Origin of the sequence: Chryseobacterium sp. CCNWLW53 (assembly GCF_037083525.1) — a bacterium.
In the GTDB taxonomy this organism is placed as follows: domain Bacteria; phylum Bacteroidota; class Bacteroidia; order Flavobacteriales; family Weeksellaceae; genus Chryseobacterium; species Chryseobacterium lathyri.
The window spans coordinates 217,562-239,900 of sequence record NZ_JBAOJR010000006.1; the positions used below are offsets into that span (position 1 = coordinate 217,562).

At 37.3% G+C, this 22,339-nt stretch carries 18 protein-coding genes; 5 read left to right on the forward strand and 13 right to left on the reverse strand.

The features are described from left to right. Positions 1 to 118: 118 nt before the first annotated feature. Positions 119 to 1,414: a T9SS type A sorting domain-containing protein gene (locus V6R96_RS19510; RefSeq protein WP_336379864.1), complete on the forward strand. Its 1,296-nt coding sequence runs from the start codon at positions 119 to 121 to the stop codon at positions 1,412 to 1,414. A gap of 177 nt (positions 1,415 to 1,591) precedes the next feature. Here the strand turns inward: V6R96_RS19510 and V6R96_RS19515 are convergent, their stop codons facing one another. The 3 genes from V6R96_RS19515 to V6R96_RS19525 all read right to left on the reverse strand — a co-directional run bounded on the left by V6R96_RS19515 (position 1,592) and on the right by V6R96_RS19525 (position 3,452). Beyond that, positions 1,592 to 1,882, reverse strand: a complete 291-nt coding sequence (locus tag V6R96_RS19515) for a putative quinol monooxygenase (RefSeq protein ID WP_111957874.1) — start codon at positions 1,880 to 1,882, stop codon at positions 1,592 to 1,594. Between the two features lie 87 nt (positions 1,883 to 1,969). Continuing rightward, a complete protein-coding gene (locus V6R96_RS19520) occupies positions 1,970 to 2,857 on the reverse strand; it encodes a sulfite exporter TauE/SafE family protein (protein WP_223558723.1) in 888 nt (295 codons plus the stop codon). Between the two features lie 187 nt (positions 2,858 to 3,044). After that, positions 3,045 to 3,452 (reverse strand): Rrf2 family transcriptional regulator, encoded by a 408-nt coding sequence (locus tag V6R96_RS19525; RefSeq protein ID WP_111957926.1) that lies wholly within the window; start codon positions 3,450 to 3,452, stop codon positions 3,045 to 3,047. A 131-nt stretch (positions 3,453 to 3,583) separates the two neighbouring features. On the opposite strand from V6R96_RS19525, the gene V6R96_RS19530 reads away from it, so the two are divergent. From V6R96_RS19530 to V6R96_RS19540, 3 genes are all read left to right on the forward strand, one after another. Continuing rightward, on the forward strand, positions 3,584 to 4,012 hold the full coding sequence (locus tag V6R96_RS19530) for a DUF4268 domain-containing protein (RefSeq protein ID WP_336379863.1): 429 nt from the start codon (positions 3,584 to 3,586) through the stop codon (positions 4,010 to 4,012). Between the two features lie 526 nt (positions 4,013 to 4,538). Further along, on the forward strand, positions 4,539 to 5,177 hold the full coding sequence (locus V6R96_RS19535) for a hypothetical protein (protein WP_336379862.1): 639 nt from the start codon (positions 4,539 to 4,541) through the stop codon (positions 5,175 to 5,177). A gap of 146 nt (positions 5,178 to 5,323) precedes the next feature. Further along, entirely contained in the window at positions 5,324 to 6,142 is an 819-nt protein-coding gene (locus V6R96_RS19540) for a DUF2314 domain-containing protein (RefSeq protein WP_336379861.1), read from the forward strand. Between the two features lie 48 nt (positions 6,143 to 6,190). On the opposite strand, the gene gldG is transcribed toward V6R96_RS19540, so the two are convergent. The 4 genes from gldG to kbl all read right to left on the reverse strand — a co-directional run bounded on the left by gldG (position 6,191) and on the right by kbl (position 10,590). Then, positions 6,191 to 7,861, reverse strand: a complete 1,671-nt coding sequence (gene gldG / locus V6R96_RS19545) for a gliding motility-associated ABC transporter substrate-binding protein GldG (RefSeq protein ID WP_336379978.1) — start codon at positions 7,859 to 7,861, stop codon at positions 6,191 to 6,193. A 4-nt stretch (positions 7,862 to 7,865) separates the two neighbouring features. Continuing rightward, complete coding sequence (locus V6R96_RS19550) at positions 7,866 to 8,594, reverse strand: ABC transporter permease (protein ID WP_336379860.1); 729 nt, start codon at positions 8,592 to 8,594, stop codon at positions 7,866 to 7,868. 57 nt (positions 8,595 to 8,651) lie between these two features. After that, positions 8,652 to 9,203, reverse strand: a complete 552-nt coding sequence (locus V6R96_RS19555; protein ID WP_034707934.1) for a CopD family protein — start codon at positions 9,201 to 9,203, stop codon at positions 8,652 to 8,654. Between the two features lie 190 nt (positions 9,204 to 9,393). Beyond that, positions 9,394 to 10,590, reverse strand: a complete 1,197-nt coding sequence (gene kbl / locus V6R96_RS19560) for a glycine C-acetyltransferase (protein ID WP_336379859.1) — start codon at positions 10,588 to 10,590, stop codon at positions 9,394 to 9,396. Between the two features lie 160 nt (positions 10,591 to 10,750). On the opposite strand from kbl, the gene V6R96_RS19565 reads away from it, so the two are divergent. Further along, a complete protein-coding gene (locus V6R96_RS19565) occupies positions 10,751 to 11,629 on the forward strand; it encodes a cupin-like domain-containing protein (protein ID WP_111960433.1) in 879 nt (292 codons plus the stop codon). A gap of 224 nt (positions 11,630 to 11,853) precedes the next feature. Here the strand turns inward: V6R96_RS19565 and V6R96_RS19570 are convergent, their stop codons facing one another. The 6 genes from V6R96_RS19570 to V6R96_RS19595 form a co-directional block, all read right to left on the reverse strand. Next, positions 11,854 to 13,782 carry a M1 family aminopeptidase gene (locus tag V6R96_RS19570; RefSeq protein WP_336379858.1) on the reverse strand — a complete coding sequence of 643 codons (1,929 nt, stop codon included), beginning with the start codon at positions 13,780 to 13,782 and terminating at the stop codon, positions 11,854 to 11,856. A gap of 85 nt (positions 13,783 to 13,867) precedes the next feature. After that, complete coding sequence (gene dacB / locus V6R96_RS19575; RefSeq protein ID WP_111960429.1) at positions 13,868 to 15,337, reverse strand: D-alanyl-D-alanine carboxypeptidase/D-alanyl-D-alanine-endopeptidase; 1,470 nt, start codon at positions 15,335 to 15,337, stop codon at positions 13,868 to 13,870. Between the two features lie 160 nt (positions 15,338 to 15,497). Continuing rightward, a complete protein-coding gene (gene priA, locus V6R96_RS19580; protein WP_336379857.1) occupies positions 15,498 to 17,945 on the reverse strand; it encodes a primosomal protein N' in 2,448 nt (815 codons plus the stop codon). Between the two features lie 341 nt (positions 17,946 to 18,286). Continuing rightward, positions 18,287 to 19,198, reverse strand: coding sequence for an AEC family transporter (locus V6R96_RS19585; protein ID WP_223558714.1), 912 nt, complete (start codon positions 19,196 to 19,198; stop codon positions 18,287 to 18,289). A gap of 155 nt (positions 19,199 to 19,353) precedes the next feature. Next, positions 19,354 to 21,840, reverse strand: a complete 2,487-nt coding sequence (locus V6R96_RS19590) for a glycosyl hydrolase 2 galactose-binding domain-containing protein (RefSeq protein WP_336379856.1) — start codon at positions 21,838 to 21,840, stop codon at positions 19,354 to 19,356. After that, the gene (locus V6R96_RS19595; protein WP_336379855.1) at positions 21,833 to 22,219 is read right to left on the reverse strand and encodes a GxxExxY protein; all 387 of its coding nucleotides are present in this window, start codon (positions 22,217 to 22,219) and stop codon (positions 21,833 to 21,835) included. Before V6R96_RS19595 ends, V6R96_RS19590 begins: the two co-directional genes overlap by 8 nt. Between the last annotated feature and the right edge of the window lie 120 nt (positions 22,220 to 22,339).

The window sequence follows — 22,339 nt, forward strand, 5'->3', positions numbered from 1 at the left end:
TTATCTCCACAGAATAATAGCTGTAAAACAAGATATAAATCATGTTTTTATTTAGAATGATTAAAAATAATTATCTACTTTTGTGGAATCATTCTAAATAATAATTTAAAAATAAGTTATGAAAACAAAACTATTATTGGCTTCGGTACTGGCTCTTTCTGTTCAACAGACTGTTTTGGCACAAACTGATGCATTAGGATACACGCAGGCAAATATGACGATGGGACCTTCCTACCAGAATCGTGTGTTTTTTAATCTTGCAAATGGTAATATGGTTTCTCAGCCGGCAAATACCTGGGATGTCGCTTTTTACAGAAATTCCAATTTTGCATTCGGTTCAAGAGTTAACGATGCTTTGAATATTGAAGTGTATACAGCTTCTACCAACCTGGCAGACTGGGATACTGTTAATATCAACAATATCGCAAACTGGGGTGAGCCTCTATACAACCCTGACCAAACGACTGATATCAGCCAGGGAGCTTTTGAGCAGGGTCCCGTTACATCCCCTAATCCTAACATTCCATCAACAGGTTGGGGAGTTTACAATTCTTTAACTCATCACATTGAAGGAAAGGCTATTTTTGTCTTAAAATATACCACATCCAATACTTATGTGAAATTTGCCATTGAAGATGCTTTTGGTGGATATACCTTCAAATATTCCAAATGGAACGGAACTGCCTGGGGGCCTACTGAGACAAGAACTCTAGCCAACGGATCGGATGATGCCTATTTCAATTACTTCTCATTTACTACAGGTGCAAAAGTTCCTAATATGGAGCCCTCTAAAAGTGCATGGGACTTTATGTTTACGAAGTATTACACTTTCTATAACAATATGATGATGTATCCGCTTACAGGAGCCATCCAGGGGCCTAGTGTAAAAGTAGCAAAGGTACAGCCTGAAACACAGGAAACAGCTGCTTTCTCCACACCTGCCGATACCAATTTCTCTTCTAACATTACCACAATAGGTCATTCATGGAAGGGGATCGGAAACGTTTACAATAATGTGGTGTATTACGTGAAAAAAGGTAATGATTATTACAGGATGTATTTCACAACCAACGGAGGTGCTTCTACCGGAGATATGTATTTTAAATACAAAAAAATCACAGCTACTTTGGGAATAACGGAAGTGAGCAAAAAAGCATCTTTCGGGATCTATCCCAACCCTACAACAGCAGACAAAAAGGTGACTGTACTTTTTGATGTAAAAGAAAAGGCCAATAATAAGGGAAGCATCGAGGTTTATGATCTTACAGGGAAAAAAGTACACACTGCTGAACTGACCAACCAGGCTGGTTTTTACAAGCAGGATCTGAACTTATCCCATCTTACTGCAGGAAATTATTTAGTAAAAATCACTTTCGGAGGCAGTACAGAAACGAAAAAACTTATCGTAAAATAACTCAAAATTTTAATACTTTCTATTTTTTCTAATCAAAAGGCGGCTTCAGTATTCTGAGACCGCCTTTTATATGTATTTTTAATTCAAAGATTGAAAGATTAAAATATTAAAAGACTACAATTTCTGTAACCCTGAATCTTTTAATTTTTAAATGCTTGAATGTTTAAATCTTTAAAATCAATAAATCTTAAACCCTTTATATACTTCTGCAGAGCTTTCCATGATTTTTGAAGCATCTTTGCGGAAATCCAGAAGATGATCCTGCCCATTGTGTCTGTTATGATGATCAACGCTTTCCCACAACTCAATCAGGAAGAAGGTTCCTTTGTTATCTTTGTCTTCAATAAGATCGTACTGAAGGCATCCTTCTTCTTTTCTGGTCTCTTTTACAAGGTTCTGAAACAGTTCCACAGCGTCCATCAGGTAGTTTTCGTTAAACTTAAAAAGCGCTACTATATGCAAATTCATGTTCTAATATTTAGGGTGTAAAAGTAGAATATTTTCAAAGCTAAACATGTTTTTGAGGCATTTATTTTTTTGCAAAGCACATAAATTTTACTTGAAAACTGATTTATAAATAGTTATGGAGCTCATTACAATAACAAGGATTCCGATAATGAGAAACATTTTTTTAACGGGAAGTTTTGCTGTAAGCATAGCAGAAAAAGGAGCGGTGATAATCCCTCCTATCAGAAGACCAAGAATAATATTCCAGTGCTGTATCCCGAGGGTAAAAAAGAAAGTCACGGCAGCAGTAATCGTCAGGATAAATTTGGCAACGGTAGAACTTCCAACCGCAAATCTGGGTGTAAAAGCATTTTTAATAAGGGTTCCCGTAACCAGCGGCCCCCAGCCTCCTCCTGCAAACGAATCTATAAAACCTCCGATCACGCCAAGCCTTGTCAAATTGGTTTTTCTTTTCATTGCCCTGTTCTGCTTATCTTTAAATGCATTGGACAGGATCTGAATACCGAGATAAAGAGTATAGAAAGCAATAAGTGTTTTTGTAATTTTGGCATAATATTCACCTAAATAGGTCAGACTTACCGCCCCAATAATAGCTCCTATAACTGCCGGAACAGCAAGTTTCTTCACTAAACTTTTACTCACATTTTTGAGCTTGATATGGCTTAAGCTTCCCGCAGCTGTGGTAAAACTTTCAGCGGAATGAATACTGGCACTTACGATATGAGGCGGAATATTCAGGAATAAGAGCGTTGTCGTACAGATCACGCCATACCCCATCCCCATTGATCCGGCTACAATCTCAGCAAATACACCAACCAGCATCATCCAATAAAAAATATAATTGTCTTTGGCAAGAACATTCAGCAGCTCATCCAGATAGCCCATTTCATACATGGATAAAATAGTGATCAGCAATACTGCAGCCGTAATAAAGAATATATTGAGTCTTACCTGGATTTTTCTTGAAATTATCATAGTACAATATCATTACAGCTCCTGCTCTACCGTTTCATTCAGAGATTTGTATCAACTGTATTCCAGAATCTAAAAACTGAAATAAAGCGGTATTCTTGTGATTAAAGCATTTGGCTTACTGCAAATATCAAATAAAAATATTATCCTACCAAATAAGTAGACTAATTATTCAAAAAAAAGGACCGGGTTAGTCAACCAGATCCATCAAAGTCTTTTTCTCAAGAATATTCAGAGAGGCGTCCCGGACTTCTATAAGTACATCATGCAGTCCGCAATGCTCTTCATTGCAGTCTTCACATTTTTCATAGAAATTTAAGCTGACGCACGGCAGCATGGCAATAGGCCCGTTTACGAGACGGATGATCTTTGCCAGCTTTACATTTTCAGGATTTCCTTTTAAAAAGTACCCTCCTCCTTTTCCTTTTTTACTGTCAAGGATATCCGCTTTTTTCAATTCCAGCAGAATATTTTCTAAAAACTTCAAAGGGATCTTCTTATGTTCCGCAATTTCGGAAATAAGGACCGGGCCATCATTCCTTTTTTCTACAAGGTATGAAAGCGCTTTAAAAGCATATTGGGATTTTTTTGAAAGCATTACAGCAAAAATAAGAAAATAGTTTGAATTAGATAAATGGAGAATGATGATCGTAAAAGTTAATTTCTCTAATTGATACATTAACTTTCATAACGTTGTTCCTTTCCCATTAAATTCTTAAGTTTGCTCATATGTTCAGTAAGCAAGAAGCACAACAGTTAAAAAAGGAGTTTTGGACAGCTTTTGGAAAATCTTTTCCAAGAAAATGGATTTTGTATGATACCAAGATCAAGGATTTGTCATTTAAGTTTTATGCCGACAACAAAAAAGCAGCAGTTTCATTGGATATAGAAATGAAAGACGAGATCTTCCGGAATGCTTATTATGAAAAGATATGGTCTCTGGAAGACATCCTGAAAGATTTTATAGGCGAATTTCAAAAGGAAGAGCATTTTACCCTTGATAACGGAAAAGTGATCAGCAAAATCTGGGTTGAAAAACATAACGTTTCTATATTCAATAAAAATACATGGCAGGAAACTTTCGAATTTTTCCGGGAAAAAATGGATGGTTTTGAAAGGTTTTATTATGAATATGAGGATTTTATAAAGGATGTTTAAGTTCAGACATAATGCCGATACTAATCATCCTCATATAAATAGTTTTGTATTATTAATAAGAATATTTGCTATAGCTCAATACAATTTTTTGCATCTGCTGTTCGCAATTTCTTAACAAAAAATTCTTATTATAAAAGCCCAGATATAATTCTGTAATTCTCTGATTTTAAATATATTTGCACTTACAAAAACTAACCCATGAAAACAGAATACAGAGATGAGAATTTCAAGCTCAAAGACCATTCGCATGCCTGTGAAGAAAACTCAGATGATACAGGCATTTTTATCTTACCCAAACCCTAACAATAAGCAACCTCATTCTGACCGCTTCCTTGTGCCCTCCTGGTATATGAATAAAGAAATTGTGAAATTATAAGAAACATTACGGAATATAAAAAATGGCCCTGAAAATGAAGTACTATAAATCTGCATCAATAAATTTTAAATTATTTATCATCAATATAATAAGGATTAAAAACTGCAAAAACCAATACACTGATAACACAACATATATTAACTACTAACCATGAAAAAAGTATATAAAAACATTTTTGGAGAAGTGATTTCAAAAGCAAAAGCTGAGAAACTGGACGATTATCATTTATATTATTATGAAAAAGATTCCGAGATCCTGAAAGAAATTGAGTTTCTCGCTGAGGATGAGATATACAACATCAATTATTTTATGAGTCACGATGAGGATGAAGAGCAGATTATCAATTATCTGAAAGAGAAATCTGACCTTTTCGATATTGAAAAGAGGGAATCTGCCGGAGACTTCATCATTGCCACCAACAAAATATATTCATTAACCGTAGATGAAAAGCCTTTGATCTCAAAAACGGTTTTTTATCACGATGATCCTGAAAATTTTATCTGTTCCCAGATCCTGGACACTGAAACGTTGAAACCTATCCCGGAAAGAACAACAAAATGCTGGTATACTTCTGATGAAAACGGCGAAAAATATGCTGCTATAGAGTTCAGTTATCAGGAAGACGGAAAACTTGAACTTGCTATAGATAAAACACCTAACCCTGATAATGACCTGGAATGGGAACATTATGAATACTCTACTTTTAAGGATCTGCAGAGTAAAATTCCAACCGATATAGCCTATTATAAGACCGCCCGTCTGCTTCCTGAGCCTGTAGAGCAAGAATAATAAAATCTTTATTGCATCAAAAATCAAACAACCGTTTACATTTTTTTCATATTTTTAATAAAATAAAAATGTCGGGTTTAACAGTGTTATACAATACTTTTAAACTCTTCATAATGATCAAATATTAATATCAATTACCAATCACAATGGAAGAGAATTCGTTTATATTTACTGATGGACAGGATCCTAAAATGATCGAAGCATATGAAAGAGCAAGAGAAACTTTTAAATATTTCTGGCGGGAACAGTCCTGGGAAAACAGAAGAATTATTCCCGGTCTTGACCTTGCCTGCGTAAAGGCAGCATTCAGTGAAGAAGATCCTGAAACAGGAGAAAATACGGTAGAACACATGTGGATCAACGAGATTGATTTTGACGGTGATACGGTAAGTGGATTCCTGATTAACAATCCCAACAACCTTACCAATATCCAGGCCGGAGATTATTTTGAGATTCCACTGAATGAGATCAGCGACTGGCTTTTTGCCATCACTCCTGCTGCTAAGAAGCCCAAAGGACTCTCCAAACTATTTTCTTCACCCGCCAATCCTTTACCAAAAGCCTATGGCGGATTTACCATTCATAAAATGCGAGCTGATATGCCTGAAGATGAAAGAAAAGAGCACGACGACGCATGGCAGCTGGATTTCGGAGATTTCAATGATATAGAGGTAGTGAATGAACAGAAGGAAAAACCAGAAAATCTTATAGAGCATCCGATGAGTAAAAATAAGGAAGGAGAATTCCTAAAGTTCCTTCAGGAATACCCCGACGAACTTACCAACAAAGATGAAAATGGACTTACTCTTCTTCATAGAGAGGCCATCGCCGGAAATCTTACCTCTGTAAAAATTATATTGGGAGCCGGTGCAGATAAAAATATAAAATCTAACAACGGAAAAACCGCTCTGGACTATGTGAAACAGCTGAAGTGGGAACATATTATTCCGGTTCTGGAAGGTTAAATAAAATATTTCATAAATAAAAGAGAAACCTTCCGGTTTCTCTTTTATTTATCCAAACTTCCTCTTCCTCAGCCAGAAAAACAAACCTCCCAGCAGGCCAATCACTACCAAAGGCAGTAATAAATTCAGCCACTGCCAGTTTGTTTTTTCTTCCGTAATGCGGTTTCGGTCCAGGAGTCTTTCTTCTATGTTTCTGTTTCGGAGAGCCATCAGGTTGTTGTCATCCAGAAGATAATCCAGTGCATTTCTCAGAAACTGCTCGTTTCCGAACTCCTGATTGGTGAGACGGTCAATTCCCATTGGGAGTGGCTCACCTTTGTGCATTTTGTTTCTTCCTACATCTCCGTCTGCAATGATGATCATTTTGTTTTCAGGGCTCTGGCTTTTAAATCCGGGATAACCTTTTCGTTCAATTCTTGATGCATAGGCAGAATTAAACTTCCCCTCCAGCGCAACGGCAAAGATTTTCGGGGTGCTTGGTTTTTCCATCTGGCCAAGACTGTCTACACTGGCAATCTCTTTCAGATCCACATAGTTGGGAACCTGTTTCAGAAGTGTTCTTTCGCTGGATTCAAAAAGTACTTTTGTTTTGATATTTTTTCTTCCGCCCAAAGTATCAATGGAGGTTGGAAATTCAAATTTTACCGGGTTGATATTTTTCGTGATCGGATTATCATTCTCAGCAATTCCCAAAGGAAAATAGGGCCACGGCAGGCTTGTATATTGAGGGTTCCCTCCTACTTCACCGGTTACCAGTTTCAGGAGTGCAAATTTCTTTACATCCTTCACCAAAGCCGGATTGATCCTGATCCCGTAATTGAAAAAGAAATCCGTCATATTGATATCCACAGGGAAAGGCATTACCTTTTGAGACCTTGTCAGCGTATCCATTTCGGCATTTACGGCATCGATCATCCAAAGCGTTTTCCCGCCATTCATAATAAACTGGTCAAGAATCACTTTTTCATTATCTGTGAATGCTTTTCTCGGCTTTGCAATGACCAGAGCACTCATCTGTTTCAGCAAAGGAAGATCTTCCTGAGTAAGCTCTGTCTGGTTTTTTGGAATAACCGGTCCTGCATCGTAATTTTCCAGTGCCAGCTGCATAAAGCTATGGAACTCTTCAGGTCCCAGTTCGTCATGATTTACCAGGATTCCTACCTTCTTTCTTTTATTAGCTGCAATATTCTTGATATTGGAAACCAGGCTGTATTCCAGACCTTCTATAGATCTTGTCAGTTGCTGATCCGCATCTATTCCCGCCTGCTGTACAACCAGCGGAATAGAAACCCCTCTTTTATCATATTTTATAACAGCGTATGGAAAAAGGGTGATCTGGGAAATCTTTCCGTCTTTAACATCCGGAAGAACAGAAGGCTGCATTCCCATCGCCATCAGCGTGTCCTGGGACATTTTTGTCTTAATCGGATCAATAAATTTGAAATCGATCTTCGGGTTGATTTTTCTGAACTCTTCCAGCATAAATCTGGTTTCGCTCTGAAGCTGCTTAAAGCTTGCCGGAAAATCACCCTCAAGATAAACATCTACCGTAAGCGGCTTTTTCACCGATTCCAGTACCTTTACCGTATTATCCGAAAGCGTATATCTTTTTTCTTTGGTTAAATCTAATCTGATTCCTGAATACGTAAGCAGAATAACCAAGGGTATCACTGCTATTAAGAAAATTCCTAATGGAGATTTAATATTGAACTTCTTCATCATGCTACTTCTTTTTAGTGATAAAATGGTTGGACAATAATAACGTAGCACCAATGATCAGAATAAAATAAGCCACATCTTTAAGATCTATAAGACCTCTGGTAAAGCCAAGAAAATGCTGATAAAACCCTATATTCTGAAGGATAAAATCTGCACCACCCAATAGTTTATAGCTTGCCAGCTGCTCTATTCCAAAATACATGATAAAACACATGAAAACTCCCAGTAGATAGGCCATGATCTGATTTTGAGAAAGCGAAGAAGCTAAAATCCCTACTCCAGAGAAAGCAGCGATTAAAACGATTAATCCAATATAGCTTCCGAAAGTCATTCCAAGGTCAATATTCCCTGTAGGAACTCCTAAAACGTATACCGTATAAAGATAGATCAGTGACGGAATAAGGCATAAAACCCCAACGATCCATACCGAAAGAAATTTTCCTGCTACCAGGTCTGAAACTTTTAAAGGCTGGGAAAACAGCCAGTTCAGCGTTCCTGTTTGCTGCTCTTCTGCAAAGGTTTTCATAGAAAGCGCAGGAATAATAAACATCAGCAGCCATGGAACCAATACGAAATAGCTCTGCAGGGAGGCCATCCCGATGTCGAAAATATTAGAATCATTCTCGAAGAAAAACAGGAAAAGAGCTGTTATGAGACTGAATGCAGCGATGATTACCCATGCGCTCCAGTTTCCAAAGTAACTCCAAAGTTCCTTTTTTAAAATTGCAATCATAGTTTTTTGTAAAATGTAAAAAGTAGAATGTATGGTGTATGCATTCTACTTAAACAATTATTTGTTTTTTTTATTCTTATTAACGAGTTTAACGGTCATCATGATCAGAAATACAAGAACGAAAAATCCTGCAATTAATTGCCACCAGTACTCAATAACTGAAGATTTCAGAATCACTGTAAACACTACCAGAAACAGAATGAAGGTTGCAATTTCATTGGCCTGTCTCAGCTTGATATTAGGAGTTTCGATAGTTTCTCCGTTCAGTTCTTTCAGTTTCAGCACTTTTTTCCAGCACCAGTAATGATAAACAGCAAGACCGATCAGGAAAGTCAGTTTTAAATGAAACCACGGCATTTTCATCAATCCGGTATTCAGGAAGATCATGACAATTCCGCAGACAGCCATAATAATTCCAGCCGGAACAGTGATGATATTCCACAGTCGTCTGGCCATGAATGTATACTGTTCTCTAAGTATCTTCTTTTTCTCTTCAGCAAATTCATCCGTATCCTTGTAGTAAACAAAAATTCTTACGAGATAAAATATTCCCGCAAAATAGCTTACCATGAAGATAATGTGCAGTGCTTTGATTATTGTATAAAGCATTTTTTAAAATAATGGCAAATATAATGTTAATAACAAAAATATTTGTTAGAAATAGTTATAAAAATGCTTCGGCTTCACTCAGCATGACATCGCTTATACTAACTGTTTTAATTTTCATCTAAAAATCAAACGTAATAATGAACATTGTCATGCTAAGCAAAGCCGAAGCATCTATATCCTGAATGTTTAATTAAGAAATAACACCAAGCTCCTTTCCTACTTTATCAAAAGCAGCAATCGCTTTATCAAGGTGAGCTTTTGTGTGGGCGGCAGAAAGCTGTACTCTGATCCTTGCTTTTCCTTTCGGTACCACAGGATAGAAGAATCCGATTACATAAATGCCTTCATCCATCAGCTTTTCAGCCATTTTCTGGGCAAGAGGCGCATCATACAGCATCACCGGAACAATAGCTGCATCACCTTCCGGAATATCAAAGCCTTTAGCCACCATCGCCTTTCTGAAATATTCTGCATTTTCCATTACCTGGTCACGAAGTGAGGTATCCTCAGAGATCATATCCAGAACTTTCAAGGCAGCCCCAACGATTCCGGGCGCTAATGAATTAGAAAACAAATATGGACGTGAACGCTGTCTCAGCATATCGATGATTTCTTTTTTACCCGAAGTAAATCCTCCAAGAGCTCCTCCCAAGGCTTTTCCTAAGGTAGAAGTGATAATATCTACCCTGCCCATTACTTCATTGGCTTCGTGAGTTCCACGGCCTGTTTTCCCGATGAAACCTGTAGCATGGGAATCATCCACCATTACAAGTGCATTATATTTATCAGCAAGATCGCATACGCCTTTCAGGTCTGCAACAATACCATCCATAGAGAAAACCCCGTCTGTAACAATGATCTTGAAACGGTGATTCTTTTCGGACGCAGCGATTAACTGGGCTTCCAGATCAGCCATATTATTGTTTTTGTAACGGTATCTTGCCGATTTACAAAGACGTACCCCGTCAATAATGGATGCATGATTCAGCTCATCTGAAATAATAGCATCTTCTTCAGTAAACAATGGCTCAAAAACACCACCGTTCGCATCAAAGCATGCCGCATACAGAATTGTATCTTCAAGACCTAAAAAGTCTGCAATTTTCTTCTCCAGTTGTTTGTGGATGTCCTGGGTTCCGCAGATAAAACGTACAGAAGACATTCCATAACCGTGAGATTCTATCATTTCCTGGGAAGCTTTCATTACTTCCGGATTGTTTGACAGACCCAGATAATTATTCGCACAGAAGTTTAAAAGCTTCTTTCCATTGGCTTCAATTTCCGCACTCTGCTGGGAAGTGATGATTCTTTCTCTTTTATAAAGACCATCATTTTCAATGTTTTGCAGTTCGTTCTGTAAATGCTGAAGATATTTTTCAGAGATCATTTTTAGTAATTTTTTAGATGTGCTAATTTAATAAAAAGGCGTTAAAATATCAGCTTTTATAAGTTTTAATTCTCAAAATAACAATTCAATTTCAGTTTTAACACAATTAGTCTACTAATTTAGTAGGATAATAATTATATTTGTCTACAAATTCTGGATTATGAGATTGAGCCCGATACAAAAAGTAAAGAAAATAAGTTCCGGAAGCTTTATAAATAACCATATGAAGCCACGATTTCCTGTTATTATGGAGGATTTTATTGATCCTGAAAGTCCTGCTTTCAAAAAATGGAATTATGAATACTTCAAAGAAATAGCAGGTGACCACAAAGTTAATATTTATGGAAGTGAGCTGGAATCTCTGGATAAAGTGGCCAGCAGCCCAATTGGTCAGACTACATTCGCTGAATACCTCGACCTGATTAGCAGCACTCCCACAGAACACAGGCTGTTTTTATTTAATCTGCTTACTATCAGGCCCGAACTTAAGGATGATATTCTTTATAATGATGTTACAAACGGGAAAATATTGAAATGGCTGCCTTTTATGTTCTTCGGAGGCGAAGGCTCTATTACCAGAAATCACATTGATATAGATATGTCACATGTTTTTATCACGCAATTTCAGGGAACCAAAAGGATTTGGCTTTTCCCTTGGGAGCAGTCGGATCTTATGTATAAACTTCCTTATAATTTTCACAGCTTACCGAATATTAAAGATCCGGATTACAGAGAATTTCCATCTCTACTCTATCTTGACGGTTATGAAGCTATACTACAGCCTGGTGAAACCCTTTATATTCCTTCCGGCTGGTGGCATTACATCCAATATGAAACTGAAGGCTATTCCGTTTCTGTAAGAGCACTCCCGTCCAGTATTCTGGAAAAATGGCGCGGTTTCAAAAATATGGTAATTACAAGAAACTTTGACAATATCATGCGAAAACTCTTTAAAGAAAAATGGTTCAAATACAAAGTAAAAACAGCCAGAAGAAGAGCAGCAACAGCAGCCAGAAAACAAAAAAGCTTTCTGATCTGAAAGCCTTTATCATAATTCTTAACAATAAAATTATTTAACAATGGAATTTATATATACCATATTATCCCCTGAACGCCCTCTGTATATCTTTTATCCGATGTTTTAAATTTCTCCAATGTAAAAAACCTTCATTGCTGAAGGTTTTCTGGGTATTTAAAGTCATTCTTAGCTAACACTCAGTTCTCTGCTACCGGCAGAACAATACCTGAATGTTTCTTTTTTTACTATTGTTTTAGAAACTTAATATTCTTTTCATGAATAGTGAAAATATAAGAGCCCGGAACCAAGTCTGAGATTCTAACCGCTTTTTCAGGTTGATATACATCTTTTTTGATCAGTTTCCCATCCATAGAATGAATGGAAAACTCAACAGCCTTATCAATTCCTTTTATATAGAGCTCGTTCTTTGCAGGATTCGGATATAGTGCAAAATCTTCCTTCTCCACAGATAATACGCTTAATGTATTATCCTGAGCCACTGTAGAATTTTTCTCCAGGATCTGGTATTCATAATTAAATTCAACACTGGCTACAGGGAAAGAAACTGTTTCCAGGAAATACTGGTTATCAGAGGTATGATTCAGGACAAAATAAGCAATCTGTCCGCCGGTTCCGTTCACCTTAATCGGCAATGGCATTTCAAAAAAGCTCACTGAAGGACTGCTTTGGATTTGGGAAACTTTAAACAGGATCTGATTTCCGGTCTGTTTCCATTTTGTCGTATAGGTTGGATAACCTTCACCATATAGCCAGTCATTAAAAAATCCCGTAAAATCTTTTCCTGTAGACTGCAGCAGCGATGCATTAAAATCTGCAGTTCTCACATAATTATAGGCCAAATTCGGTCTGGCATGATAATCTCTTACTGCCTGATAAAAGGCCGTATCCCCAAGGATCCATTTGATCATTCTTAAAATATAGGCTCCTTTTACATAGGTTAGCCTGTTGTTGAATATTCTGCTTACACTGGAAAGGCCGGAATCTGGGACGTACGTAGAACCATCAGTAGCAGAAGTAATATTATTGATTTCTCCCAACAGGAAATTCTTAAACTCAGTATTGGTCATCAGTAATTTTTCGTTGGCAAGAACAGCACCGAAAGTGGCAAAACCTTCATTCAGCCAGATATCATTCCAGGCGCCACAGGTCACCTTATCACCAAACCACTGATGAGCAAGCTCATGGGCAATAAGACCTTTGCTCCAGCTTCCCATAGACGTCATCGTCTGATGTTCCATTCCGCCTCCATTGGTGAACTCCATATGTCCGTATTTTTCGTTGCGGAAAGGATAAGGTCCGAAATAGGTTTCAAAAGTATTCATAACCACTTTCGTCCACTCAATATTAGACATACTTGTTGCATTTGCACTGGTGGAAGGATAAACATAATTAACGAACGGAAACGGCGGGTTTCCCATGGTATCATTCAGCTTAACGAAATTGGTTATGGAAAGGGCAATCAGGTAAGCAGATGTGGGATAAGCTGTTCTCCAGAAAGTAAGTTTCTGATTTCCCGGAAGCACTGTTTCAGACATCAGTTTTCCGTTGGCTGCAACATTATATTGAGAAGGTGTGGTAATTTTAAAATCAAATCTTTCGATCTTATCATTAAGGCTTTGTTTTGTTGGAAACCAATCCTGCGCACCATAAGGCTCACTTAAAGTACAGATAATAGGTGTTCCGCCCTGTGTAGATGCTGTAAAAGCGCCTCCAGCAGCAGAAGGGGCACCGGAATAATGAATCGTTAAGGAATCCAGAGTATTTGCGGGAATTGAAGCCGGAAAATCTATTTTCACTTCTTTTGTCGGAAGCTGCTGGAAAGTGAGACTGCTTCCATGATACTGCACCTGGGAAACGACCAGAATATCCGACAGATCAAAATAAATGCTGCTCATATTCTGATTAGGCTTGAAATGTGAGGTCACAGAACCTGAAATATTATATACCGCAGGATCCAGAGTAACATTCATCCTTTGATACTGAAGATCGTAATTTAGAGTGTTTGGATTAATATTGTAGGTGGTCATTTTCTTCGTAAAAGATTTCATTTCTTTTGCGATAAGCCCTTTCATTTCAATATTTTGATCCTGTATCTGTCCAAAGAACGGCTGGGAGATCAAAAAGCCCAGAATTAGAAGATAAAATTTTCTCATACTCAGAATATTAGATATGACCAAAGATAAAAAAAACCTTCTAATCATTGATTAAAAGGTTTTTAGAATATTAAAATAATATTTTTTAGAGATCGAGAGCCGGTTCAAGAATCTTTTCCATTCTTTTCTTTACCATATCTACTGATCCTGAATAATTGTTGACCATTAAAGAAAATACTAATGTTTTTCCAGAGTTGGTCTTCAGGTATCCTGCCAATGTTTTTACCTTATTCAAAGTTCCTGTTTTGGCAAAAACCTGACCGTTTCCGGTACCGATGAACATCCTTTTCAGCGTTCCGGACTGTCCGCCTACAGGCAGTGAAGTGAAATAAGCTTTGTAATATTTCTCATCCATTAAAGACGTTAAAAACTTAACCTGCGAAATTGGCGTTACATTATTGTTTCTGGAAAGCCCGCTTCCATCCATATAATTCAGACCCATCATATCAAAACTTTCCTCCTTCAGGTGGTTGGTTACCACTATCCTTCCTGATTCCGAGGTCTGGTCACCCATTTTCTGGAAGCCTACTGTCTTCAGTAAAGCTTCTGCCAAAGAATTGTCGCTGTGTTGGTTCGTATAGAATATAATATCCGCTAATGTAGGAGATTTATAGGCTGAAACCAGCTTTCTGCTCTCCGGAGCTGCATCTGTCATTCTAGGGGTTACTTTTCCGGTAACACCAATGCCACTTTTTACCAGCGTTGTTCTGAAAGTATTGGCAAGATAAGCCGGAGCATCAGGAAGTTTTGTTGTTAAAAATCCGTCTCCCTCATATTTTTCTGCATACACCATCTGGTTGGCGTAAGGCGACATATAGAAATACTTTTTCTCAGAAGCCAATCCTGATTTTTTCATGATCAGCTTTTCGTTGGCAGGATTGATCTCGCGGGTAGTTCCTACGGGCAGATAGTAATTATTGTTTTCAAGCCATACAACATTTTCCGGAAGCCTTGTAATATTGCCTTTGAAAAGCGCTGTCTGAATGATAATATCACCGTTTACCTTTCTGATTCCTTCGCGTGAAAGTCCGCCCATAAAGTCTGAAATAATATCTCTGTAGGACCATGCACCGGCTTTATTGGTTCCTAAAGAAGGATCGCCGCTGCCTATGAGATACAGATTACCATTCAAAACTCCGTTTTCATCAATAGTCCCCGAATATTCCAGCTGTGTCATCCAACGGTAGTTTTCACCTAAAAGGCTCAATGCTGTTTCCGTGGTGAGTAATTTTGTGGTAGAAGCCGGTACTAAAGGAGTATTTTCATTGTACGAAGAAATGACCTTCTTCGTTTTGGGGTCATACACTACGAATCCCCAGTTTGCATTTTTCAGCACAGGATCCGTCATCATTGTGTTTACATTAATATCTACAAGCTCTTTGGCCGACAGAATTGTTTTCTCCGCCATTGAGGTAACCGGAGAAGGTAGATTCAAAGTATTCTTCTGATTGTCGTATGCCTGTGAGTAAAGAACTGTAGAAACGGTAGATTGGGCAAGGAAAAACCCAGAAGCCAATACCGCTACACCTGAAATATATTTTCTGTAATTTACCATGTATCTTTTTTTGTTTCCATAGTTTGACGCTATAAAAAATGATAAGTTAAATCATCCGTTTAAAGAGCCAAACATTTAATGAACGACCAAAAGTAGAAATTATTGTTATAAAAAGAGTTACACGGTTCTTATAAAAGAGCGTAAAGTTTGTTAAAAAATGTTAAAAATCTACAAAAACATCTTTTTTAATACTTTGATAAGCAGTGATTTCATCAAATTCATTCAAACTTAGCAAAACCATTTTTTTGAATTCATCATACTTTTTCCCGCGGGGAAGTTTCAGCATAATCTGGAATTGGTATAGATTATTAAGCCTGGCAATCTGTGCTCTTTCGGGTCCCAAAACACATTCTTCAGGAAGATATTTTCTTAAAACAGATCCCAAAAACTGGGAAGCCCGGTTCACTTTGTCTTCTTTCCGGTGTTTCAGTTCGATCATAATGAGTTTAGTGAACGGAGGGTAATGGAATTTCTGACGTTCGGTAAGGATATATTTGTAAATTTTTGCAGGATTATTCATCTTGATCAGCTGAAAAACGGAATGATCAGGATTATAGGTCTGAATTAAAATTTTCCCTTTTCCGGAAACTCTTCCGGCTCTTCCGGAAACCTGGGTGATCAGCTGGTAGGCTCTTTCCTCCGCTCTGAAATCCTGAACATACAGCAGGGAATCCGCTTTAGGAATAGCGACAAGCTCAATATGATCAAAATCGAGTCCTTTTGATATCATTTGGGTTCCCACGATAATATCTGTTTCGCCTTCTTCTATTTTTTCATACAGTTTTTCATACGCAAACTTTTTACGCATAGAATCCACATCCATTCTGTCCACTTCATGATCAGGAAACATCTTGGATACTTCTTCATGAATCTGTTCTACTCCTACTCCTCTTTCGTTAAGGTTTTCTGAATGACATTTCGGACAGGTTCTCGGCTTTGAAGCTCTTTGTCCGCAGTAATGACACTTCATTTCGTTAGCTGCCTTATGGTAGGTCATTACGACATCACAGTTTGAACAGTAATTCACATAGCCGCAGGTTTCACATTCAATTACATTGGCATAACCACGGCGGTTGTGAAGCACAATGGCCTGATTTTTCTCGTCCAGCGTTTTTTTAATCTCATCAATTAAATGTAAAGAAAAATTCCCTGAAACTTTTTTAGATTCCTGGGCTTCTTTAAAGTTGATGAGTTCGTATTCCGGCAGCTTCACATTTCCGAATCTCTCATTCAGGAAAATATACTTTATTTTATCTTTTCTGGCGTTGTAGTAGCTTTCTACAGAAGGTGTTGCCGACCCCAGAATCGCTCCGGCTCCATAAAAATTACCTAAAACCAATGCGGCATCTTTGGCATTGAAATAAGGTGAAGCTTCCCTTGGTCTGTATGCAGAATCATGTTCTTCATCCACTACAATAAGTCCAAGATCCTGAAATGGCAGGAATAACGCATTACGTGTTCCTATAAGAATTTTAATATCGTTCTGCTTGATTCTTCTCCAGACTTCCACACGTTCAAAATCGGTTAATTTCTGATGATAGAAGCCAAGTTGTCGGCCATATTTCTTCTCTAATCTTTGAGTGATCTGTTTAGTCAGAGAAATTTCGGGAAGCAGGAACAGAACATTTTTTCCTTCCTGAATACATTCTTCAATTTTCTCTAAATAAATATGGGTTTTCCCTGAGGAAGTAACACCGTGCAGCAATACATTTTTGCCTTCTTCAAAGGCCTCATCAATTTCGGTTTTAGCTTCTTGCTGTTCTTCGGAAAGTTCTTCAAGTTCTTCAATTTCACCTTCATAGCTTTCGATCCTGTCTTTCTGCATATGATATTCTGCGACAAGATTTTTATCTGCCAACGCCTTAAAATGAGAGCTTCCAAAATATCCGTCCTCAAAGAGTTCTGCTTTTTTAATGGGAACTTCCGGATGCTCGGTCTGTTTTTCTAAAATAGCCAGAAAAAGATCTTTCTGCTTCGGAGCCTTGTTCAGCTTTAAAAGAATATCCGTGAGATTCTGGTTGCTTAAAACCTCATCATTGATCCTGACATAGGCTACTTCTTTAGCTTTATATTTTTCGGCAATTTTTTCATCAATTTCAATGTACTGCAGATCAATCAGGGAATTGATCGTTTTAATGATCTCTTTTTTAGGAATAAATGCTTCAATATCAGTAAGGTTGATGAGCTGACGTACTTCCAGTGCCTGGATAAGGTACATTTCATTAACGTCCAGGTTTTCAAAATCAACCGTTATATTGGGTTTTAATTTTAAATAGGTTTCACTTTCCAGTTTTAAAGAAGACGGAAACGCAAAACGGTAGATCTCTCCCAGCCCGCACAGATAATATTCTGAAAGCCAGTTCCAGAAACTGATCTGCTCTTCAGGTAGGATGGGTTTATCATCTAAAATACTGATAACTTCTTTAGCTACAAAACTTTCCGGGGCGTTATCATGAAGTTCAAAAACAATTCCTGTATAAATTTTCTTTCCCCCGAAAGGCACGAGAACCCGCATTCCCGGTTGAATCATGGGCATTAGTTCTTCAGGAACTTTGTAGGTGAAAGATCCTTTTAAATTGAGCGGTAAAACTATTTGAGCGTACTGCAAGGGAAATTTTTAAAGTGTAAAATTAGATTTTTATTCAGAGAACTGCAATTTTTTATTGAGATCAAAGGGTAAAGCAGTCTGATGCTGTTTTTCTGATTAAACTTATGGTTCCTCTTTATTTTTTTAAATGAGTGATTGCATTTTTTACTCTCGCAGATTGAGCAGATGTTTATGGATATTATGATTTATAATCATGAATAAAACAGGCTCAATAGTACTCTTATATCTTAATAAATAAAAGTATAATTATAACGCAAACATCTGCTCAATCTGCAAAACCTGCGAGAGAATATTTAAACATTCAGCCGCATCGTCCTGTATACAAGACCGGTATGACAATTTTAGAAAAGAAATTCTGTGATATAATACCAGACCGCAGAGGTAAAGAACCCGACAATAATACTGAAGCCGACAATGAGATTGGTAAGCTTGGTATTGAGCCTGAACTGTTCTGCAATAATACTTGAGGTGACAACGGTTGGCATAGCAGCTTCAAATACAGTAATTTTTGCTACATCTCCTTTTATATTCAGGAGTAGAGCCAGTCCTAAAACAATAGCCGGCGCTAAAATGAGCTTGTAGAGCATAGAAGCAGACATTTGCGGGATCAGCTTTTTCCATCCGTTAAATTTCAGTTGGAGTCCTACAGAAAATAAAGCCAACGGACTCACTGTTGCTGCTAATTTATCAAAAAATGGTTCTGCTAATGTGAAATCAATAAACTGCGACAATACCAATGCTGCAATGCATCCTATTAATGGAGGAAAAGTGACCAGTCTTTTTAAAATAAATTTTGCACTTACCTTTCCGGATCTGCTCCCACCCTTCACTGCTGCTATAATTCCTAATGTGGAAAGGGCAAAAAACATGGTCTGATCACAAATAATGGCAATACTTAAAAGACTTTCGCCATAAAATGCACTAATGAGAGGAAAACCGATAAAGGATGTATTGCTGTAGCCGCTTGTCAGTTCCATTGTACTTCTGGACCGCCTTGAATAGCCCTTACTTTTACTGTAGAACATCATAAAAAAGAAGCAGAAAACAGAAACAAGAAAGGTAGCCGCAATGGGAAACAGCATTTCTGTTGTCCATTTAACTTTGGGCAGATATTTAAAAGAAACTGCGGGCAGGGCAAGATAAAGAATCCAGGTATTAATACCTTTGTGAGCATCGGGATGGATAGATTTTGTTGCTTTGAATACCATTCCTGCAATAATGCACACCGCAATCAGAACAAAATTGACCATCATATTTAAAAATTGAATATAAAGTTACGGTTGATTTTTGAGGAAAATCAATTTATTTAAAAATAAATGTATGCTTAGAATTGCATGGGTTTAAGGTTTATTTTTTAAATTCTCGCAGATTGGGCTGATTGAGCAGATTTTTATTGCGGTATGATGTTTTAATTTTGCAGTGTATCCCAAAGGCTCATCACTTCTATATTTTCCAAAGGTTTTGAGAGTTTTATCTTTTTTGATGAACAAGGAAGGAGATCAAAAAAGTTATCACTGAAATGGGTATCTCCTATCAAATAAATATCTTTTGCCAAAACATCTGTGGAAATTTCAATTTCGTCCGGTGCAGTTTTTCTGATCTTAATGCTAGGTTGTGTCGGCTGCAGATCTTTGGGTTTAGTAAAGAAATGTTGATTGACCGCTATGATTATTCCATCCTTATCTTTTATAGTAAGTTGTAAAAAGGCTTTATCTTTATCAGAATCAGAAACCAAAGCTGATACTTGAACGGGATCAAATTTGAGAATACTTCCCTGTATTTTTTCTTTTGAAAGAGCTTTGAATTCTTTTAGAACCGTGCCATCGAAACGTACTGCTTTTACTTCTAAATTGATATTATTGAATGGCTTCAATCCGTCATTAACAGCATAAAAATTTAAAATACCTTCTTTTTCTTCAGTTAAAATAACCTGCTGCTCAAAGCTTCTTTTCATCTGGTAATGCAAAGCTTTCCAGTTTCCAAGGTAATCAATGGAGGACCAGGAAACTACAGGCCAGCAGTCATTAAGCTGCCAGTATAACGTTCCCATATTATAGGGTTTTGAACGTCGGTGGGCTTCAACGGCGATTTTCATCCCACGGGCCTGGAGCAGCTGGGAAATGTAATTGTATTTCACGAAATCTGAGGGCCTTTTATAGTCCCTTTTAATATATTCAGCGATGATGTCCCAACCTCTGGCATTTTTTTCATGGGCTTTGATCACCGGACTCTGAAGGTTAAGATCCGGAGTTCCGGAAAACATAAATTTCACAGCTTCCAGGCTTGGCATTCCCTGAAAACCGTATTCTGACATAAAACGGCCTACTTTTTCATTATATATTTCAAACGGTTGCTCCCCCCACCAGACTCCCCAGTAATGGGAATCTCCTTCTGTAAGGCTTTCTTTATGCCCCCATCCGATAGACGGCGAGCTCGGCCAGTAGATATTTTTATCCGAAGTGAGAATTTCCTTCATAGCATTAGGAATCACTTCATGGAATAGTTTTTTATAGTCTTTCCAAACCTGAAGAGAATCATTTTTTGAGTATTTGAACTGTTTCTGATAGCCCCAGTTGACGATGGCTTCATCAATTTCATTATTTCCGCACCATAAAGCAATTGATGGATGGTTCTGAAGCCTGTTGACCTGGTCTTTTACTTCTTCTTTTACATTATTTAAAAAATCTTCATCGGCCGGATAAAAGCTGCCGGCAAACATGAAATCCTGCCAGACCAAAATACCGTTTTCGTCACAGGCTTTATAGAATTCATCATCTTCATAGATGCCACCACCCCATACACGGATCATATTCATATTGGCGTCTTTGGCGTCATTGATGAGCTTCCGGTATTTTTCCTTGGTTATTCTGGGTGAAAAGCTATCGGAAGGAATCCAGTTTGTTCCTTTTGCATACAATGGTTTCCCATTGACTTTAAAATAGAAGGATTTTCCTGCCTGATCTTTCTCCTGGATGAGTTCAATGGTTCTTAACCCAATTCTTTCGGTTTTTTCAGAAAGGATTTTGGAATTTTTTTGCAGAGAAACTTTTATGTTATATAAATTCGGATCGCCCCATCCATTAGGCTGCCAAAGTTTTGGATTGCTAATTTTAAAAGGAATCTTGATCTTATTTTCACCTTTTTTTAACTGAAATTTATTTGATTGAGTATTAATAGAAATAGAATATTCCCCTTCTTTATCTGCAAAAATTTCTGCTTGAATATTGAGCTCTGCCTGTTGTTTTGTCAGATTTTTTTGCTCAATTTTTATATTTTTTAATGCAGCATGATTCCAGAAGCGAAGTTCTGCATCTTTCCAGATTCCGGCAGTAACCAGTCTTGGACCCCAATCCCATCCAAACTGATACTGAGCTTTTCTTACAAAACTCCTGGGCGACTCCGGCATGGTAAACGGAACCTTCCCGGCCAGTCCTTTTCCTTCTTTTACAGCTGATGTAAATTTAATTTTCAGATCGTTATTTCCTTCTTTCAGAAACTCTTTTACAGGAATCTCCCATTTCCTGAACATATTATCTGTTTTTTTCAGCAGTTTTCCGTTCAGATAGATTTCTGAAAAAGTGTCAAGACCGTTAAAAACAAGGTCTATATGTCCATTTTGAAGTTCTTTTGATGATACATTAAAACGGGTCTGATATTCCCAGTCTTCATTTTCTATCCACTGTACTTTTTTTTCATTTTCATCTTTAAAAGGATCGGAAATGATCTTATTATCTATCAGATCAAGATGTACAGTGCCCGGAATTTTTGCAGGCAACCATTTCTGTTCCTGTGTATTTTTGAACTGCCATTTTTCGGAAGATAAACTTCTTTCTGTAAGCTGTGCATTCATAATACTTTGAATAAAAAGGAAAGCAAAAAAAATAGATTTATTCATTAACAAGTTTATTTACAATTCTGTGAATCCCATATTTAATAAGTTCAGTATTAAAATTTATCAGTAGGCCTAGTTTTACATTAGTCAGCTTCAGATAGGTTAAAAGCTGAGAATAAAAGACGGGATTCAACTCAAGAACAGCTTTTACTTCAATAATAACCTTACCTTCTACAATTAAGTCAATTTTATATGCATTTTCTATTGTAACTTCTTTATATTTTAAGGGTAAGGGGGGTTGTTGTTTCACCTCCATTCCAAGCTGTTTCAGTTCATACGCCAAAGCTATTTCGTAAGCATTTTCCAATAAGCCAACTCCAAGATTTTTATGTACTTCAATTGCGGCTCCTATTATTTTGTAGGATAGTTCGTTTTCTGTCATTCATTTGTGTTTATATTTAGCATTTTATATTGAAATCATTATTTTTAAATATAATGAAAATCTTTTTTGACACAAAGTTTTATTATCTAACTCTTAGATTTAAAGAATGTAAGAAGGAAA

Excerpts from the sequence above, each read along its gene's own strand:
- V6R96_RS19510 (WP_336379864.1), top strand. The coding sequence starts at position 119 with ATGAAAACAAAACTATTATTGGCTTCGGTACTGGCTCTTTCTGTTCAA.
- V6R96_RS19515 (WP_111957874.1), bottom strand. The coding sequence starts at position 1,882 with ATGAATTTGCATATAGTAGCGCTTTTTAAGTTTAACGAAAACTACCTG.
- V6R96_RS19520 (WP_223558723.1), bottom strand. The coding sequence starts at position 2,857 with ATGATAATTTCAAGAAAAATCCAGGTAAGACTCAATATATTCTTTATT.
- V6R96_RS19525 (WP_111957926.1), bottom strand. The coding sequence starts at position 3,452 with ATGCTTTCAAAAAAATCCCAATATGCTTTTAAAGCGCTTTCATACCTT.
- V6R96_RS19530 (WP_336379863.1), top strand. The coding sequence starts at position 3,584 with ATGTTCAGTAAGCAAGAAGCACAACAGTTAAAAAAGGAGTTTTGGACA.
- V6R96_RS19535 (WP_336379862.1), top strand. The coding sequence starts at position 4,539 with ATGAAAAAAGTATATAAAAACATTTTTGGAGAAGTGATTTCAAAAGCA.
- V6R96_RS19540 (WP_336379861.1), top strand. The coding sequence starts at position 5,324 with ATGGAAGAGAATTCGTTTATATTTACTGATGGACAGGATCCTAAAATG.
- gldG (WP_336379978.1), bottom strand. The coding sequence starts at position 7,861 with ATGAAGAAGTTCAATATTAAATCTCCATTAGGAATTTTCTTAATAGCA.
- V6R96_RS19550 (WP_336379860.1), bottom strand. The coding sequence starts at position 8,594 with ATGATTGCAATTTTAAAAAAGGAACTTTGGAGTTACTTTGGAAACTGG.
- V6R96_RS19555 (WP_034707934.1), bottom strand. The coding sequence starts at position 9,203 with ATGCTTTATACAATAATCAAAGCACTGCACATTATCTTCATGGTAAGC.
- kbl (WP_336379859.1), bottom strand. The coding sequence starts at position 10,590 with ATGATCTCTGAAAAATATCTTCAGCATTTACAGAACGAACTGCAAAAC.
- V6R96_RS19565 (WP_111960433.1), top strand. The coding sequence starts at position 10,751 with ATGAGATTGAGCCCGATACAAAAAGTAAAGAAAATAAGTTCCGGAAGC.
- V6R96_RS19570 (WP_336379858.1), bottom strand. The coding sequence starts at position 13,782 with ATGAGAAAATTTTATCTTCTAATTCTGGGCTTTTTGATCTCCCAGCCG.
- dacB (WP_111960429.1), bottom strand. The coding sequence starts at position 15,337 with ATGGTAAATTACAGAAAATATATTTCAGGTGTAGCGGTATTGGCTTCT.
- V6R96_RS19585 (WP_223558714.1), bottom strand. The coding sequence starts at position 19,198 with ATGATGGTCAATTTTGTTCTGATTGCGGTGTGCATTATTGCAGGAATG.
- V6R96_RS19590 (WP_336379856.1), bottom strand. The coding sequence starts at position 21,840 with ATGAATAAATCTATTTTTTTTGCTTTCCTTTTTATTCAAAGTATTATG.
- V6R96_RS19595 (WP_336379855.1), bottom strand. The coding sequence starts at position 22,219 with ATGACAGAAAACGAACTATCCTACAAAATAATAGGAGCCGCAATTGAA.